The organism is Psychrobacillus sp. MER TA 171, assembly GCF_023713305.1.
In the GTDB taxonomy this organism is placed as follows: domain Bacteria; phylum Bacillota; class Bacilli; order Bacillales_A; family Planococcaceae; genus Psychrobacillus.
On record NZ_JAMAWN010000030.1, the window covers coordinates 19,801 to 37,656 of the forward strand.

Annotated in this window: 12 protein-coding genes, 6 tRNA genes, 1 rRNA gene and 2 pseudogenes; all 21 read right to left on the reverse strand. The window is 41.0% G+C overall.

Features of this window, described 5'->3' with window-relative positions; all coding sequences use genetic code 11:
- Positions 1-74 precede the first annotated feature (74 nt).
- The gene (locus tag M3627_RS21140; protein WP_353056479.1) at positions 75-1,424 is read right to left on the reverse strand and encodes a hypothetical protein; all 1,350 of its coding nucleotides are present in this window, start codon (positions 1,422-1,424) and stop codon (positions 75-77) included.
- A gap of 457 nt (positions 1,425-1,881) precedes the next feature.
- Positions 1,882-2,844 (reverse strand): annotated as a pseudogene (locus M3627_RS18690) (collagen-like protein); the annotation flags it as partial.
- Positions 2,845-3,502: 658 nt separating this feature from the next.
- The gene (gene glmS / locus M3627_RS18695; RefSeq protein WP_251556994.1) at positions 3,503-5,305 is read right to left on the reverse strand and encodes a glutamine--fructose-6-phosphate transaminase (isomerizing); all 1,803 of its coding nucleotides are present in this window, start codon (positions 5,303-5,305) and stop codon (positions 3,503-3,505) included.
- 497 nt (positions 5,306-5,802) lie between these two features.
- Positions 5,803-6,326: pseudogene (locus tag M3627_RS18700) on the reverse strand (chromate transporter).
- Positions 6,323-6,829, reverse strand: a complete 507-nt coding sequence (locus tag M3627_RS18705; RefSeq protein WP_251557001.1) for a chromate transporter — start codon at positions 6,827-6,829, stop codon at positions 6,323-6,325. The pseudogene M3627_RS18700 and the gene M3627_RS18705 overlap by 4 nt, the downstream one beginning before the upstream one ends.
- 83 nt (positions 6,830-6,912) lie before the next feature.
- Entirely contained in the window at positions 6,913-8,517 is a 1,605-nt protein-coding gene (locus M3627_RS18710; RefSeq protein ID WP_251556996.1) for a gamma-glutamyltransferase family protein, read from the reverse strand.
- Positions 8,518-8,664: 147 nt separating this feature from the next.
- Positions 8,665-9,177, reverse strand: coding sequence for a type 1 glutamine amidotransferase domain-containing protein (locus tag M3627_RS18715; RefSeq protein WP_251556997.1), 513 nt, complete (start codon positions 9,175-9,177; stop codon positions 8,665-8,667).
- 158 nt (positions 9,178-9,335) lie between these two features.
- On the reverse strand, positions 9,336-10,688 hold the full coding sequence (gene glmM, locus M3627_RS18720) for a phosphoglucosamine mutase (RefSeq protein WP_169360611.1): 1,353 nt from the start codon (positions 10,686-10,688) through the stop codon (positions 9,336-9,338).
- Between the two features lie 35 nt (positions 10,689-10,723).
- Complete coding sequence (locus M3627_RS18725) at positions 10,724-12,007, reverse strand: CdaR family protein (protein WP_169360612.1); 1,284 nt, start codon at positions 12,005-12,007, stop codon at positions 10,724-10,726.
- Entirely contained in the window at positions 12,000-12,836 is an 837-nt protein-coding gene (cdaA, locus tag M3627_RS18730) for a diadenylate cyclase CdaA (protein WP_169360613.1), read from the reverse strand. The genes M3627_RS18725 and cdaA overlap by 8 nt, the downstream gene beginning before the upstream one ends.
- Positions 12,837-13,008: 172 nt before the next feature.
- A complete protein-coding gene (locus M3627_RS18735) occupies positions 13,009-13,656 on the reverse strand; it encodes a zf-HC2 domain-containing protein (RefSeq protein WP_169360621.1) in 648 nt (215 codons plus the stop codon).
- Positions 13,657-13,670: 14 nt separating this feature from the next.
- Entirely contained in the window at positions 13,671-14,243 is a 573-nt protein-coding gene (sigW, locus tag M3627_RS18740) for an RNA polymerase sigma factor SigW (protein ID WP_169360614.1), read from the reverse strand.
- 174 nt (positions 14,244-14,417) lie between these two features.
- Entirely contained in the window at positions 14,418-15,320 is a 903-nt protein-coding gene (rocF, locus tag M3627_RS18745) for an arginase (protein ID WP_169360615.1), read from the reverse strand.
- Positions 15,321-15,390: 70 nt separating this feature from the next.
- Positions 15,391-15,969 (reverse strand): GNAT family N-acetyltransferase, encoded by a 579-nt coding sequence (locus tag M3627_RS18750; protein ID WP_251556999.1) that lies wholly within the window; start codon positions 15,967-15,969, stop codon positions 15,391-15,393.
- A 132-nt stretch (positions 15,970-16,101) separates the two neighbouring features.
- A tRNA-Ala gene (locus M3627_RS18755) sits at positions 16,102-16,174 on the reverse strand.
- Between the two features lie 18 nt (positions 16,175-16,192).
- A tRNA-Gln gene (locus M3627_RS18760) sits at positions 16,193-16,267 on the reverse strand.
- A gap of 5 nt (positions 16,268-16,272) precedes the next feature.
- Positions 16,273-16,356, reverse strand: a tRNA-Tyr gene (locus M3627_RS18765).
- Between the two features lie 20 nt (positions 16,357-16,376).
- Positions 16,377-16,452: transfer RNA gene (locus M3627_RS18770), tRNA-Val, on the reverse strand.
- 108 nt (positions 16,453-16,560) lie between these two features.
- Positions 16,561-16,633: transfer RNA gene (locus tag M3627_RS18775), tRNA-Thr, on the reverse strand.
- A gap of 7 nt (positions 16,634-16,640) precedes the next feature.
- A tRNA-Asn gene (locus M3627_RS18780) sits at positions 16,641-16,715 on the reverse strand.
- Between the two features lie 1,063 nt (positions 16,716-17,778).
- Positions 17,779-17,856: ribosomal RNA gene (gene rrf / locus M3627_RS21195) — 5S ribosomal RNA — on the reverse strand; the annotation flags it as partial.

The following is a 17,856-nucleotide window of genomic DNA, read 5'->3' on the forward strand; positions in this document are numbered from 1 at the left end:
GTTTATCTCATTTTAAGAAACCTAATTCACGATGGGCTTTGTCTTTTCAATAAAAGCCCTTCTTAATTTAACGATTACGCGGTATCATTTATTTTTAATACCCTAATAGAAGCATTTTGAATCGGTACGTCCCCAATCTCTCCAGGCAACGTTCGGGAACTATCTGTTGCATTGACTAAAGTTATGGTAGCAGGGGTATCCGTTACTTCAATAATCCCACCAGCAGTTAGAGTTATATTTCCTGCAGTACCAGATGTTCCAAAAGTTGTGCCCGGTATCTCTACACCATTTAAAGCTAAATACCAAACTGATGGAGTATTAAGTCCCGCAGTAGATGTTACAGTTCCTGCGACATCGTATATGCCCGGCTCTGTTATTTGTACTGCATTATTTACAAGTGAAACACCTGGTGTTGAAACTGCAGTATTAGTAAAAGGGACGCTTGCTTGGGAGGCTACAGTGGTAGCTCCCGTTCTATAAAAGTTCCCATAAGTTGTTAGATTTGAAGTTCCGGTTGCTCCTGTTGCTCCCGTAGATCCGGTTACTCCTGTTGCCCCGGTTACTCCCGTGGCTCCGGTTGCACCTGTTGCTCCTGTTACTCCCGTTGCGCCTGTGGCCCCCGTTACTCCTGTTGCTCCCGTGGCTCCAGTTGCGCCTGTGGCCCCAGTTACTCCCGTTGCCCCAGTTACTCCCGTGGCTCCAGTTACGCCCGTAGATCCGGTTACTCCCGTGGCTCCGGTAGCCCCGGTTGCTCCAGGCACTCCGGTTACGCCTGTGGCTCCGGTGGCCCCCGTCACTCCGGTGGCTCCGGTAGCCCCTGTTGCTCCTGTTGCTCCTGTTACTCCCGTTGCGCCAGTGGCCCCCGTTACTCCCGTGGCTCCAGTTGCGCCTGTGGTCCCAGTTACTCCCGTTGCCCCGGTTACTCCCGTGGCTCCGGTTGCGCCTGTAGCTCCACCTCCACCACCAGTTAATAACGTGTAATCTGGGGATTCTCCTGGTATTCCAGTAGGAGAATTAACATTTACTCTATATAGATTACCGTTAAAGAAAATTAGCTGTCCTGCTTGATAGCTAGGAGCAGCTGCCGGATCGAATTCAGTTCCTATCGCTCCCCCTGTAGCTCCGGTTGGGCCAGTTGCACCGGTTGCTCCAACTCCTGCCGCACCCGTTGGACCCCTTAATCCTCTTGGTCCTGCTGGGCCAGTGGGACCAGTTGGGCCAGTTGGGCCGATAATGACTCTTCCGTCTCTTCTTCTACCTCTAAATCCACATGAGTCCTTTTTAGATGAATAATAATTTTCTTGTCTATGGTGTTGCTGAATTGGCTCTCTACCTTTATCAGCCATAGAGCTAGAGTCACTGTTTATCGAAATATCACTCAAATTTTTCTTCAATTGCTCTTCAGAACTATTATTTTTACTCATCCCATTCGTTTGCAAATTGAGTTTCTGAATAGCTTTTTGTTTTCGACGTCTTCTATTGTTGTTACCGATATTAATTGCCTCCTTTTTATTCAGATGGTTTATAATATGACCTCTGTTACGTTTAAAGGTAGGCAAACTATAACAACGAATAGACGTCTTCTTAGTATCTGTCTAAAATTCTTTATTTATATCGAATAAACCGAGACATCGTACATTAAGTACGTATCTCAGTTCATCAATTCATAGTATGGTTGGATACTCCAGAATCTCTTAGTATAAACGAAATTTAAATGCGGTGAAATTTTACTTCCTGTAAAATTCACCGGCTTTTCATAGAGGAGGGTTTTGTTCCGAGCTCTTTCCAAAAAGGAATATCTTCTTGAACATACTTCACCCTAACTTTATGAGTCCTAAATTCCAACTAATCATTGATTCTTGTTGGGTATTATGCAGCTGGGCCGGTTTCTCCGGTGGCTCCAGTTGCCCCAGTTACTCCGGTCGCTCCAGTTACTCCAGTTGCCCCAGTTACTCCAGTGGCTCCGGTCGCTCCGGTGGCCCCAGTTACTCCAGTCGCTCCAGTTACTCCGGTTGCTCCGGTTGCTCCGGTTGCTCCGGTCGCTCCGGTTGCTCCGGTGGCTCCAGTTACTCCGGTTGCTCCGGTGGCTCCAGTTGCTCCGGTTGCTCCTGTTACTCCAGTTACTCCTGTTGCTCCGGTCGCTCCAGTTACTCCAGTTTCTCCGGTTGCTCCGGTGGCTCCAGTTACTCCGGTCGCTCCAGTTACTCCTGTTACTCCAGTTACTCCGGTGGCTCCGGTAGCTCCAGTTACTCCTGTTACTCCGGTTGCTCCGGTGGCTCCGGTCGCTCCTGTTGCCCCAGTTACTCCAGTCGCTCCGGTTGCTCCGGTGGCTCCGGTGGCTCCGGTTACTCCGGTCGCTCCAGTTACTCCGGTCGCTCCAGTTACTCCGGTGGCTCCTGTTACTCCTGTTGCTCCGGTGGCTCCTGTTGCTCCGGTTGCTCCTGTTGCTCCTGTTGCTCCTGTTGCTCCTGTTGCTCCTGTTACTCCTGTTGCCCCTGTTACTCCTGTTGCTCCGGTTGCTCCAGTTATACCGATCGCTCCGGTCGCTCCAGTCGCACCTAATCCTCCACCGGTCAATAATGTATAGTCTGCTGATTGACCTGGCGTTCCAGTTGGAGAATTAACATTTGCTCGATATAAACTACCGTTAAAGAAAATTAACTGTCCCAATTGATAACTAGGTGCATCTGCAGGATTAAATTCTGTAGCTATTGCTCCCCCTGTAGCTCCTGTTGGTCCGGTTGGCCCGGTCGCTCCAACTCCTACCGCTCCTGTCGGCCCCCTTAGGCCTCGTGGTCCAGCTGGGCCTGGAGGACCAGTAGGACCTGGAGGACCGGCTATTATTCTTCCCCCTCTTCTCCTACCTCTCGATCCACATGAATCTTTTCTAGAACGATAATAATCTCTTATACTATTGCCTTGTTGTATTATAGAACTAGAACCTTTACTGTTAGATTCTTCAAAATCGTTTTTCATTTGTTGATTAGTACTATTATTACTTATCTCGCTATTGGATAAAGGTCGGTTATGATTCTGTTTTTGTTTGCGACGTTTCCGATTGTAACTTATTTTAATTGCCTCCTTTAAATTAAGATATATTATACTATGGTCTCTTTTTTATTGGAGATAGGCAAGCTACCATCAAGGGATTTGCCTTCTATTAAAATAATTCACATTTCTCCTACACCACTCCATTTAAAATGAAAATGCGATAATCTTTCGAGAAATACCTCTCTTCTTACAGGGTTAGTTAATAAATGATGTAAAAAATTTTAATACTGAGTTAAACAAAAAATAATGCAAGGATATTCTTTTGTCTTTATTAAGTAAAAAAGAGTTCTAATTAAATGGGATAGGATGCAGGTATTTTTATTTCGATATTTTCAACATTAAATTTTAATACAAAAAAACTGTTTAGAAATTTCTAAACAGTTTTTTATGTCATGCGGTTACTTCACCACTAAGTTATAGAACAATTAAATTACATGTAAACAAAATTAATTTACTCGACCGTAACGGATTTAGCTAGATTTCTAGGTTTATCTACATCACAGTCTCTATGAAGTGCTGCATAGTAGCTGATCAGCTGTAGTGGGATAACCGCTACTAGTGGTGCGAACAATTCGTGTACTTTTGGAAGTACATAGCGGTCATCTTCTTCCTCGAAGCCCTCCATTGCAATGATACAAGGGTTTGCTCCACGAGCAACTACTTCTTTTACGTTTCCACGAACATTTAAGCTTACAGCCTGCTGTGTTGCTAAGGCGATGACAGGTGTGCCGTCTTCAATAAGTGCAATTGTGCCGTGCTTAAGTTCGCCTCCGGCAAAGCCTTCTGCTTGAATGTATGAGATCTCTTTAAGCTTTAGAGCTCCCTCTAAGCTAATATAATAGTCCACGTTTCTTCCGATGAAGAAAGCGTTTCTAGTAGTAGAAAGGTATTCAGTTGCAATTTCTTCAAGTTCTTCTTTCGTATCTACGATCGCTTGAACCGCATTTGCTACAATTCCAAGTTCTTGAACGACATCAAAGTCTAGGTCTTCCCCTTGGGATTTTGCGAATACAGATGCAGTAACCATTAGTACTGCTACCTGAGCAACATAAGCTTTTGTAGAAGCTACAGCAATTTCAGGACCAGCATGCAATAATAACGTATGATCCGCTTCACGAGAAAGTGTAGATCCAGGTACATTAGTTACTGTCAGTGTTGGATATCCTTTTTCTTTAATTTTCACTAATACTTGGCGACTATCTGCCGTTTCACCAGATTGTGTAATGAAGATGAATAAAGGCTTTTTCGATAGAAGTGGCATGTTATAACCAAACTCACTTGAGATATGAACCTCTACTGGGATACCAGCAATTTTCTCAAAATACTCTTTACCGATTAGACCAGCATGGTAGCTAGTTCCTGCTGCAATGATATAAAGACGATCCGCATCTTTTAGTGCCTCCAAAATAGCAGAGTCGATTGTAAGCTCGCCTTGCTCGTTTTGATAGGCTTGGATAATTTTGCGAAGAACAGTCGGCTGTTCATCGATTTCTTTTAACATATAGTGAGGATATGTTCCCTTTTCAATGTCACTCATATCTAGCTCTGCTTTATAAGGAGCACGCTCTACTTTTTTGCCATCAAGCGTTTGGATTTCTACTGATTCCTTGCGCACGATTACGATTTCTTGGTCATGAAGCTCCACGTACTGCTCTGTTACTTGTAGCATTGCCATTGCATCCGATGCTACCACGTTAAATCCTTCACCCACTCCTACTAATAGCGGTGATTTGTTTTTCGCTACATAGATCGTGTTTTCATCTTCGTTATCGATCAATGCGATTGCATAAGAACCATGGATCAAGTGCAATGTTTTTCTTAGTGCATCAACAGTTGATAGACCGTCTTTTGAGAAGCGTTCGATTAACTGTACGATTACCTCTGTATCTGTATCAGAAGCCATTGGAACATCAGCCAAATAAGCCTTTTTTAATAAATGATAGTTTTCGATTACGCCATTGTGCACAAGCGTAAAACGTTTCGTTGTACTTTGATGAGGATGAGCATTTTCTTGGTTTGGAACTCCGTGAGTCGCCCAGCGCGTATGGCCAATTCCTAGGCTAGCACTTACATCACCGTCTACAGCTCCGCGCAAATCTGCGATACGTCCTTTTTCCTTAAAAACCATAACTCCATCTTCATTTAGTACTGCAATTCCCGCTGAATCATAACCGCGGTACTCTAATTTTTCTAAGCCTTTTAATAAAATTTCTTTAGCATCGTTTTCACCGATATATCCTACAATTCCACACATAATATATATTCCTCCGTCATCATTCATGTCAAAATAAGCATGCTAAAAAGAATGCCTTAGCATACGTCGTTAGTTGGAAAACACATAATTTATGTGATACCACTTTAACGCCTATCCTAAACATCTTCACATACACATACCTATTAAGCTAAGAATGCCTTCTTTTTCATTTGTCATTCAATCACTTGAATGGTTTGAGAAAAAGAATTACAACCGGGCAAATACGGTCGGGAGGTATCCGCCGAAATTTCGATAACCTCCACCTCGTCTGCTGAAGATTCGTTTCGTCCAATTTCTTCAGCTCAGGCGCTATAATTGTTTTCCTTCTATTACGCGTTACCTATCCTACCTTTCTACGCGGCTACGAATAATTTCATATAATGTAACTTCATCATTATATCTTTTCATTATATGCGAGTCAATTGTAACGATAAGGCCAAAAGGACTAGGCTTACTATAAATAGAGAAAGAGACCTAAACTTCATGGTCTCTTTTACTCATATTAAAACAGCACCGTAAATAAGCGCTAGTATAATTACAAAAGCAGGGTGGAGCTTTACCTTCTCTAATAGTAGATAGCTTCCAACTATTAAAATAAGTGTTGATGGTATACCTAATCCACCTACAGATTCCTCTACGAATTGAATCGTCATCACACCTAATAGTACAGCAATTACTGGTCTTATTAGCTTTGTAAGGTTCTTTACTTCCGTTGCCTCTTTATATTTTAATAGAATAGCCATCATACTAATCATAAGGATAAGGATCAAGGAAGGTGCAACTGTCGCAAAGAGAGCAATTGCTGCTCCCAATATACCGGCTTCTTCATATCAGCCATCTTAGTTGCAATAGGTCCTGGCAAGGAGTTACCGAGGGCTACTACTTCACTAAATTCCTGAGTAGTCATCCACTCGTAGTTTTCTACTACCTCATGCTCTACCAACGGAATGGAGGCAGGTCCTCCACCATAGCCTAATATGCCAGGTATAAAAAAAGCGAGAAACAATTGCCAATAAATCATTTACTTCCCCTCCTTTTTAATAGAGGAAAAAAGGCAATTGCCATACAGATTAATATGATGATTGCTGGATGTATATGTAGGAGCTCCATAAGCAGTGCAGCTAGTGCTAAGAGTAAAAAAGCCTTCCACCATCCAAAGGTTTCTCCAGATTTTTTGATAAAGTCCCAGGTCATTATTGCCAGCATAACTGCAACGACAGGAATAACTGCAGCAGTCATGCCCTGCACTCTTGGGGAATCCTTGAAAGACTGAAGAAAGCCTAGCAAGAGAATCATTAGCACCACGGTAGGAATGACAGAAGCAAGGAGAGCATTAACACAACCCCGAAAGCCAGCTACTCGATAACCAATGTAACCAGCCATCTTGGGTGCTATCGGACCAGGCATCGTATTAGCCAATGCTAAGGTATCACCGAATTCCTCCTCATCCATCCATTCATACTTTTTAACGACTTCCCGGTGAAATAGAGGTATTGACGAAGGTCCCCCGCCAAACCCTAGCATCCCTATTCGGAAAAATGCTAGAGTTATATCTCTTTGAAGTACTGGCTTAGGACGTACAGAGCCACTCTTCAAAGACGGTTTTTCTACCACGCTGCAATAGCTCCATCCGTTCTCGATTCTGTTCCACCCTGGAGGACTCCCGTTTCTGGGTTTCTCCAAATGATTTGCCCACGTCCAAAGCTACCGCCATCCGTAGCTACTTGAATATCATGTCCTTTTCTTACTAAGCTTTGCACCAAATAATTAGGGAGTTCTGGTTCAACATGTACTGTTTTACCTTTAATCCATTGCCAGCGTGGCATATCAAGTGTTGCTTGAGGATTTAACAAATAATCTACCGTGTTTGTTACAACCTGGAAATGTCCCTGGGGCTGCATGTAGCCTCCCATCACACCGAACGGCCCTACGGCTTCTCCGTCTTTCGTTAAGAAGCCTGGAATAATCGTATGGTAAGTTTTCTTTCCTGGCTTTAATACATTAGGATGTGATTCATCTAGAGAGAAATCATGTCCTCTGTTTTGCAATGCAATACCTGTGCCTGGAATGACAACACCAGAACCGAAGCCCATATAGTTACTTTGTATAAAAGAAACCATATTTCCTTCCTCATCAGCAGTTGCCAAATAGACAGTTCCCCCTTTTGGTAATTCATAAGGTTCGGGATCTGTAGCTTCGTCTTGGATTACCGCTTTACGCTTTTCTGCATATTCCTCGGACAATAAATGCTCGACACTTACTGGCATTTCATCAGGCTCCGTTATAAATGCCTGGCCATCCGTAAAGGCTAGCTTCATCGATTCAATTTGTTGATGTAGCGTATGAACACTTTGCCACTCGGGCTTATCTAGCTTATTAAATACATTAAGGGCCATCAAAGCGACCATACCCTGACCGTTTGGAGGAATCTCCCAAACATCATAGCCACGGTAGTTCACAGAAATTGGGTCTACCCACTGAGGCTGATAGGATTGTAGGTCACTTTTAGACAGATATCCCCCATGCTTTCTCATAAATCCATCTATTTGTTCAGCAAGATCTCCTTCATAAAAAGCTTTTGCATTTGTTTCTCCTATAGCACGAAGCGTGCTTGCATGGCCTGGAGACTTCCACACCTCTCCTATTTCTGGAGGGCGACCATCTGGAGCAAATGTTTCAAACCATGCGTTGAATTCCTCTGTCGTAAAGCTCGCTTTAAACTTTTTGTATGCTACCTTCCAATACTTCCCTAAAATTGGGGACAGAGGATAACCCTCCTCCGCATATTGAATTGCAGGCTCTAGTACTTCTTTTAACGGTAATTTGCCAAACCTTTCTGATAAGGCTGCCCATGCAGCAGGGACTCCTGGCACTGTTATTGGCAATACTCCATGCACAGGCATCTTCTCTAAGCCCTGTGCTCGTAGCTTCTCAGCCGAAATAGATTGTGGAGCAGGACCTGATGCATTCAACCCATGAAGTTTTCCTTTTGTCCAGACTAAAGCAAAAGCATCTCCACCTATTCCGTTGGAGGTTGGCTCCACCACAGTTAGTGCAGCAGCAGTGGCAATAGCCGCATCAATGGCATTCCCACCCTTTTTTAATATATCTAAACCAGCCTGTGCTGCTAAAGGTTGTGATGTTGCAACCATACCTTTTTTAGCAAAAACGGTATTTCTCTTACCTGGAAATGGGTGATATAAGTAATCCATTACGTTCCCCCTATGTAATCATTATTAAATTATTCTGAAAATAAAAATAACACTAGCTTAATATAATGTAAAGGATTAATTACGTAAATGTCAGAAAAAAAGAGATACCAGTATATGGTATCTCTTACTTCTAGCTTAATCCATTATTTAAGCCAACAGTTTAACGATTTCACGGTTGAACGCTGGAATGTCATCTGGTGTACGACTAGTAACTAATTGTTTTTGACAAACGAAAACCTCTTCGTCATGGAACTTAACGCCTGCATTTTCTAAATCTACTTGAATAGATTTATATCCAGTTGCATCTCGACCATTCAGTGTTTTTGCAGTAATTAAAAGCTGAGGTCCATGACAGATTGCAAATACGGGTTTTTTAGCATCCATAAAGTATTTAGCAAATTGTACGAAACGATCATCTGCTCTTAAAATATCGGGAGAAAATCCACCAGGAATGAATAATGCATCAAATTCTTCTGGCTTCACATCGTCAATACCATAGTCAATCGTTACATTTACTTCACCATTTTTACCGGTTACTTGTTTCCCAACCTCTTGTTCAATAGCGAATACCTCGTGTCCAGCTTCGTTTAAAGCTTGTGCCGGTTTCGCATATTCCGAGTCCTCAAACATATTTGTGATTAATGTTGCTACTTTAGCCATTTCCTCACTCCTCAATTGTTTGTTCTCTCTTATAATTCCACTATACTAGCTAGATTAAACATTTTTCATGAAAAATAGAAAGAAGAGCTTTTTAAGGTTCCATTTTTACTATAAAAAACCCCGACCGTAATTCTACCGGTCAAGGTTATATTATATCTTTAGTCTACTAATCCCATTTCTGCTTTTACTACTTCAACTATACGATTTACATATTTCTCACAGTCTTCTACGGTAGAAGCCTCTACCATTACGCGAACTAATGGTTCTGTTCCTGAAGGACGAACTAACACGCGTCCGTTACCAGCCATTTCTGTCTCCACTTCACTAATGATTGCAGCTACTTTATCATTCTCAGTAACAGCATGCTTATCAGTCACGCGTACATTTACTAGCTTTTGAGGAAAGACTTTCATTTCAGCTGCTAGCTCAGAAAGTTTCTTCCCTGTTACCTTCATAATGTTTACAAGCTGTAAGCCGGTTAACAAACCATCACCTGTAGTATTGTAATCTAGGAAGATAATATGACCAGATTGTTCTCCACCTAGGTTGTAACCATTCTTCTTCATCTCTTCTACAACATAACGATCTCCAACAGAAGTTTTTACACTTGTCATATCATTCGTCTCAAGTGCTTTATAGAAGCCCATGTTACTCATAACAGTAGAAACAACTGTCTTGTTGTTTAATCGTCCTAGGGAATTAAGATATTTTGCACAGATATACATGATTTGGTCGCCATCAACGATGTTCCCTTTTTCATCTACTGCGATAATTCTATCTCCATCACCATCAAATGCTAATCCAACATTTGCTCCCTTTTCAAGAACAAACTTAGCTAAGCCTTCTGGATGTGTAGACCCTACACCATCGTTTATATTCAAGCCGTTAGGCGAAACTCCCATTGTCGAAAGGTCGGCATCTAAGTCAGCAAATACATGAGTACCTAAGGAAGATGTTGCACCATTCGCACAGTCTAAGGCTACATGAATGCCTACGAAGTCTTCATCAATTGATTGCTTAAGATATTGAATGTATTTTTGACCGCCTTCGAAGTAATCGGATACGGATCCGACACCACCACCTGTGGGTCTTGGCAATTCATCCTTCTCTGCATCAAGCAACTGCTCAATTTGTTCTTCTTGCTCATCCGTAAGCTTAAACCCATCTGAACCAAAGAATTTGATACCGTTATCTTCCACGGGGTTATGGGAAGCAGAAATCATTACACCAGCATCTGCGCTCATTACACGTGTAAGATAAGCTACTCCCGGTGTACTAATAACACCTAATCGCATTACTTCCACTCCGACAGATAAAAGACCAGCAACAAGCGCGCCCTCTAGCATATGTCCAGAAATACGTGTATCCCGTCCAATGAGTACCTTTGCTCGCTCTTTAGTATCTTTTGTTAAAATATATCCACCAAAGCGACCTAATTTAAATGCTAATTCCGGTGTTAATTCCTCGTTTGCTACACCTCTTACTCCGTCTGTACCAAAATATTTTCCCATTAATCTTCTCTCCTTAATTACCTGTTATCCTGCTTTTATGCGTCTTTTATCATTAATTTTGCTTCGGATTCAGATGTTTGCCATTCTACATTAGAAGGACCATCAATTTGAATAGGAAGAATTCTTTCACCAACTTCTATGTTTTGGGCATCTACGTAGATAGAAATGTCCCCTGACTGAATATCTTTCAAGGCATCCGGTGTTCCCTTGGCCACAACAGAAATTATTCCATCAGTAGGTGTTTCGAAGCTACTCGCTAGCTGCTCTGGTAATCCTTTTACAGCTATCCTCATTTCTGTAAAAGACTTCTCTGTTATCTCATCAGCTACAGCTGTGTCCTCATCTTCCTTCTCGGCTTCATCCGTACCGTTGGAAGGGGGTGCTACGCTTGTAACATCTGCTTTTATATCAATTTTTTCTTGAGATAATTTGGTCACTCCCTCAGGCACAACCATTTTAACACTGATTGACCCAGTGTCTTCAATTTTACTCACATCTACATCGACATTCAACCTATCAATTTTATCAACAACTGACCTAGGACCATATACCCGCACCTTCTGAGTCGCTGTTGATAGTGCATTAATAGTTAAACCTTCCTTTGGAGTTCCTTTTTTCGAAAGCGAGATAGGTACTTCTTTACTGTATTCTTCAACTGTCACTTTAACATTTACAGTTCTCGGCTCAACAGAGACATCAAGCTTATTAAGATCCAAATCAAGCACTCTAACGCTAGCTTCTTGCTCAAAGGACTTATCTATGCCTTTTTCGCTCGAAATGGTTGCTTTTACATAGCCTATAGATTGTATAACACTTTTTGCTCCTGTTACGTTTACTGTTCGAGGTTCTACAGAAGAAGTCATGACATAGTTCTCTGCTAACAGGCTTTCATTCATGTCAAGATCTACCCGGAATTCCTGGGTGATTTTTTCTTCAATTACTACATTCACATATACGGGGTCTGTTCGGACCTTTAATTTTTCTGAGAAATTTTCCTGTGATATAGCAACTCTATGTTCGCCCATTGGAAGTTCTCTTAAATCTACAAACAGCTTGTAGTCCTTCATAATCTTTGCCGAAGTCACAAAGTTTGCAGGGCCTTGTATATTTACATCTACCGTATCTGGAACTCCAGTGACGACTAAATTTTCATCATCATAATAGACTTCTACTGGAACATCCCTTAATACGTCAATTGCATTGTTGCTAGAGTTCTGATGATCAGATTCCAAATCCGATTTCACGGAAACAAACAGCAATATGGCAAAGGTAAGTGTAATAATTCGCAAAAGCCACGGATTATTCATCATTTTATCCATTTTGTTTCCCCCTCCATCGCCACTTAGAAGGTGTCACTTGCTCCTCAGTTGGACCAAACCAAAGTCTTGTTAAATGATTTTTAAATTCATCCATTGAAAGATTTCGATGTAGGTCTCCGTTAGAAGTAAGGCTTACTGCTCCTGTTTCCTCTGAAACTACAATTGTAATAGCATCTGTGACCTCACTAAGCCCTATTGCAGCTCTATGCCTTGTTCCAAGCTCCTTCGAGATAAAAGGACTTTCAGAAAGTGGTAAGTAACAGCCAGCAGAAACAATCTTATTTTTTTGAACAATAACCGCCCCATCATGTAGTGGCGTATTTGGAATAAAAATATTAATCATTAACTCAGAAGTTAAGTGGGCATTTAAAGGTATTCCCGTCTCAATATATTCTGTCAATCCAGTCTCTCGTTCGATGGAAATTAAAGCACCAATTCGACGCTTTGCCATATAGCTAACAGACTTGGTCATTGCTTCTATTAGACGAGTCTGCTCTTCTTCCTCTTGTAGAGAGCTTCTAGAAAACAATTTCCCCCTACCTATTTGTTCAAGTGCTCTTCTGATCTCAGGTTGGAAAATGATAATAATTGCTAAGAAACCATATGTGATAACTTGATTTAACATCCAGCCAAGTGTATCTAAACCTAGAAAATCAGTTACTACTTTTGCAATAACGATGACAAAGATACCTTTTAATAATTGAACTGCTTTTGTACCTTTAATAAGAGTAATTAATTTATATATAACGAACCATACGAACAAAACGTCTAATATATTGACGATTACGTTCACTGGCATCAAGTCTGTAAATTGTTCCATAAACGACATTGGGCATCCCCCACTTTTTCTCGCAAATCCATATAAAGTAAGTATAACATATTTGAAGTATAGATTTCTCGTTCTAATACTAACGCAAAAAGTCTATCCAGGTTCCTGGATAGACTCCTTTTTTAAAAAGATAGGATAATATATGTGTTTCTCGGGGTATTTATTTCTATTTTTATTCTTCAGTCTTATCGCTTTTAAAGAAGGAGGTAATTTCATTAGCAGTATCTTTTATGGTATACCATAACCAGTCAAATGCTTTGTTAATTTCCTCACTTTTACCTGTAACATTGGCTGTGGAAGCCATATATTTAGAACCGTCGATAATGGACCCATTAATCACTGTTAAATTGCCGTCCAATTCTCCATCAACACGCACATCACCATTCTTAACTATCAAATCTCCTTTAACGACTTGTCCCTCAGGGATTATAACTGTTTCTCCCTCGACAATAACATTCTCTTGCTTTGTGAATGAAAACTGTTGGTCGTTATTATAATTGGAGAAAAGGGCACTACTCATTAAAAGCATAAACATAGCTGCTGCCGTAAGAACAGGATGCTGTCTAAACCATCTGCTTACACCTGTATGTGATTTTTCTTTTGGAAGTCTAGACATAACTGATAGAGTAAAATCATTTGGTGCCTCTACATGAGCTGCTCCTTTTACAAAGGCTACTACATCGCTTAACTCATGCATATGATTGCGACACTCTTGGCACGACTGCAAGTGTGACTTGAGCTCCAGCTCGTGTTCACGACTAATTTCACCATCTAGATATTCATGCATATAGTGAACAATTCGTTCTGGACACGCACTCATCATGATTCCTCCTATTAAAGATTCGGTTGTTTACTTAATTGTTTTCTAAGTGCTTCCCGACCTCGATGTATTCTTGTTTTTACTGTGCCTAATGGGAGATCTAAAATTTCACTTATTTCCTGTAATGATAGTTCCTCCATGTATTTAAGCACTATAGCAGATCGATACTTATCTGGAAGACGGCTGATCTCATATTGAATTCTATCTTGTAGCTCAAGTTTCATCAACTCTTCCTCAGGAAGTTCGTCAGAGGCAGCTATTTGAGAATACATGTCGAGACCTTCCGTACCTTTTACTTCTGCATCTAAATAATAATCAGGCTTTTTTTTACGTATACGATCAATACATAAATTGGTAGCAATACGATACAGCCACGTAGAAAATTTTCTCTTTTGATCGAATGTATGAATATTTATATAGGCCCGGACAAATGCCTCTTGTGCTATATCTTCAGCTTCGTGACGATTGCCAAGCATTCTATAACAAACTTGGAAAAGCCTATTTTGGTAAAGGTCGACAATCTCCGCGAATGCGTCTTTATCTCCTTTAAGTACTTGTTTTATTCTTTTGTTAACTATCGCATCCATCGTGTGATTTCCCCTCCGCTCTATGCGGCTGTCTCTACCTATACGTAAGAAGGATTCAACAGGTTTCATTTTTTTATATTATTTTAATTTTATCAAATATTTCCTGTGTTGTGTTGTTAAAAAAAAGAAAAAGCTGACAATTAGCCTGCTTTTCCTAAAATACTAATAAAACTATTATATTAAGCTTTCTCCAAATAATGAGCCCATAAGTGCTACTGCAGTATCAGCTGTCTTATTTTTCTCATCGAGAATAGGATTTACTTCTACAAATTCAGCAGATGAAATTAAATGAGAGGAATAAAGCATTTCCATAGCTAAATGACTTTCACGATAGCTTATACCTCCTGGTACCGGCGTTCCCACTCCAGGTGTATATAGCGGATCTAATCCATCTAAGTCAAGAGACAAATGCACACCGTCCACTTTACGTTCCAGGAAGTAAGTTATCGTTTGATTCATAACCTCGGTCATTCCTAGCTTATCTATTTCATGCATGGAGAAAACTTTAATACCTTTTTCTCTAATCAGTTCTCTCTCTCCCGGGTCTACAGAGCGGGCGCCAATTATAACTATATTCTCGGGTTTAATCTTCGGTGCAAATTCACGTATGTTCACTAAATCCTTGTGACCTAAGCCTATGCTTACGGCTAATGGCATACCATGAATATTTCCCGATGGAGAAGTTTCAGCAGTGTTTAAGTCTGCATGAGCATCGTACCAGATAACCCCTAGATTTTCATAATGATCAGAAAGACCTGCTAATGTACCGATAGCTATACTATGATCTCCACCTAGGACAAGTGGGAAATCACCTGCCTCTACAACCGCATGCACTTTATTGGCAAGAGCTGTATTAGCTTCAATCACCTGCTCTAAATTTCTTAAGGTAGTAGATGATTCTTTTTTTCTAGTCTGACTGATTAAAATATCCCCTTCATCCTTCACCGTATGACCAAGGTCAGTCAAGCGTTCCACTACTCCAGCATAACGAATTGCACTTGGTCCCATATCTACCCCACGTCTATTTTGGCCAAGATCCATGGGAACCCCTATAATTGTTAGATTTAATTTATTCATTATTTTATACCCCCTTTAGTTCATACACTTATTGTAATTCCTTAAAGGCAGTTGGCTCAACTTAGCATTTTCATGTATATTTATTCAATAATAATTGAAGATGATTTTTTGTTTCTGTCCATTCGTCATTTACAATCGAATATAAAACCGCGTTTCTGACGGTCCCGTTGGATCTCACACGTTCGTTCCTTAATACGCCTTCCTTGATGCCTCCAATTCTTTCAATAGCTCGCTGTGACGGTAAGTTTAACTCGTCAGTTTTAAACTGTACCCGAATCATCCCCAGCGTCTCAAAGCAATGCTGGAGCATCAAGAACTTACAGGTCGTATTTACATGAGTTCTCTGAAAAGCTTTCCCGTAAAAAGTAGAGCCAATTTCACAAGCACGGTTAACTTGATCTATCCCGTAAATCCTAGTAGTACCCATTATTTTTTTTGTATCTGTATGTTCCACTACATAAACAATTGCGGTTTGTTGACCTTGCATTTGATCAATGCCTGCCTGCAGCCAATCTCCTAGCTGTTCTTCACTTTCTACCCTATGTAACATATATTCAAATACACTAGGCTCATACAACTCCCACAGTAACGGTATATCGCTTTTCGTTAATAATCTTAATGTAACGTCCTCAAGGATTAAGCTTTCCATTTCCTCTCACAACCTCTTCACTTTTTCTATTTATATCGGAATGTCGAAGTTATTTTGTTATATATTTTAAACACAAAAAAACTCTTTTCAATTGAATGAAAAGAGTTAAGTATACACACATTAGAATTAAAATGGAGCCTAGCGGGATCGAACCGCTGACCTCCTGCGTGCAAGGCAGGCGCTCTCCCAGCTGAGCTAAGGCCCCATAATAGATAATAGAAAATGGCTGGGGTACCTGGATTCGAACCAGGGCATGACGGAATCAAAATCCGTTGCCTTACCGCTTGGCTATACCCCAAATACTGGTGGAGGGGGACGGATTCGAACCGCCGAACCCTAAGGAGCGGATTTACAGTCCGCCGCGTTTAGCCACTTCGCTACCCCTCCAGGCTATTATAAAAACTTTATGGTGGAGGATGACGGGCTCGAACCGCCGACCCTCTGCTTGTAAGGCAGATGCTCTCCCAGCTGAGCTAATCCTCCAAAACAGTAATCCTCTTTAAAAACCGGACAATTAATAGTTTAGCATAAGTATTACTTCAAAACAAGCACTTTTTTATGTACATTCCCTACTTTTATGTAAAATAGAAAAGCTTCCAACCGGATTTGAACCGGTGACCTCTTCCTTACCATGGAAGCACTCTACCTACTGAGCTATGGAAGCATAAAAATGGCTCCGAAGGTAGGACTCGAACCTACGACCAATCGGTTAACAGCCGATTGCTCTACCACTGAGCTACTTCGGAACGTTCTTATTATTTAAAGTACAAATATAATTATAACAAGTATACTTTAAATTTCAAGCTTAATTTAGGTATTTTTCCAATGAAATATTCAAGGTTCCAACATATAGAAGTTACCATCTTTTTGAATGATATTCTCTATATTTTATTTCATAGAAGATGCTTCACCATATTATATTGTCCATTTTTATTTAGAAATATGCATAGAAGAATTTTTTATTTAGAGTTTTTTTAATCTATTTTTTAATTCTTAATTATAGCCAAAAATTTAAGCTATTAATAGAGAACAGTGAAATTTAATATTGCTTTTTTATGTTTAAAGTAGAGTTGGTTTTCGCTCTAGACGTAAGCTTTCCGCGGGGGGAGTCGCCGTCTGCCTCTCCAATCAATAGAGTAATTAATGTTAGTATTTTATAGGTAGTGCATTCTATATAAAATTCAACGCTCATTAAAAGATTTAATTATTGCTAGGAGAGTGCTTTTAAAGTAGACGAATGGTACGAGCAGGAATCACAGCTGTCACAGAGTTTAAACGCCTTTTTGATCAGGCTCACGTAATTATTACTCGTAACTCTTTCCTTGCCCTATTCATAACATGCTTAAGTATTTTTGTAATTTCTGGGGAGAGATTGCCTTCTAAACAAAAAAACACCAGCCACAGTCGTTCAGTTCCTCGAACTCTTTGCCCCTCCGGCTTCTCGCTCATTTCTTTATGGAGAGAGTGCCTTCGGCTTTTTTTTGATACAGGACAAAACAAAAAAGCCGCCACCGATTACTCGGTAACGACTTTCTTTGGTGCCCAGCGACGTCCTACTCTTGCAGGGGCGACCCTCCAACTACCATCGGCGGCTGCGAAACCAGATGGGCGGCAGATTTCTTCGTCAGCCGCAGTCGTTCGGTTCTCGCGTATGCCATACGCTCCGAGCCTCTCTTCCTTGCTTTCTCGAACTCTTTGCCCCTCCGGCTTCTCGCTCACTTCCTTAGGGAGAGAGTGCCTTCGGCTTTTTCTGTAAAAGACAAAACAAAAAAGCCGCCACCGATTACTCGGTGACGACTTCCTTTAGTTGCCCAGCGACGTCCTACTCTTGCAGGGGGAGACCCCCAACTACCATCGGCGCTGAAGAGCTTAACTTCCGTGTTCGGT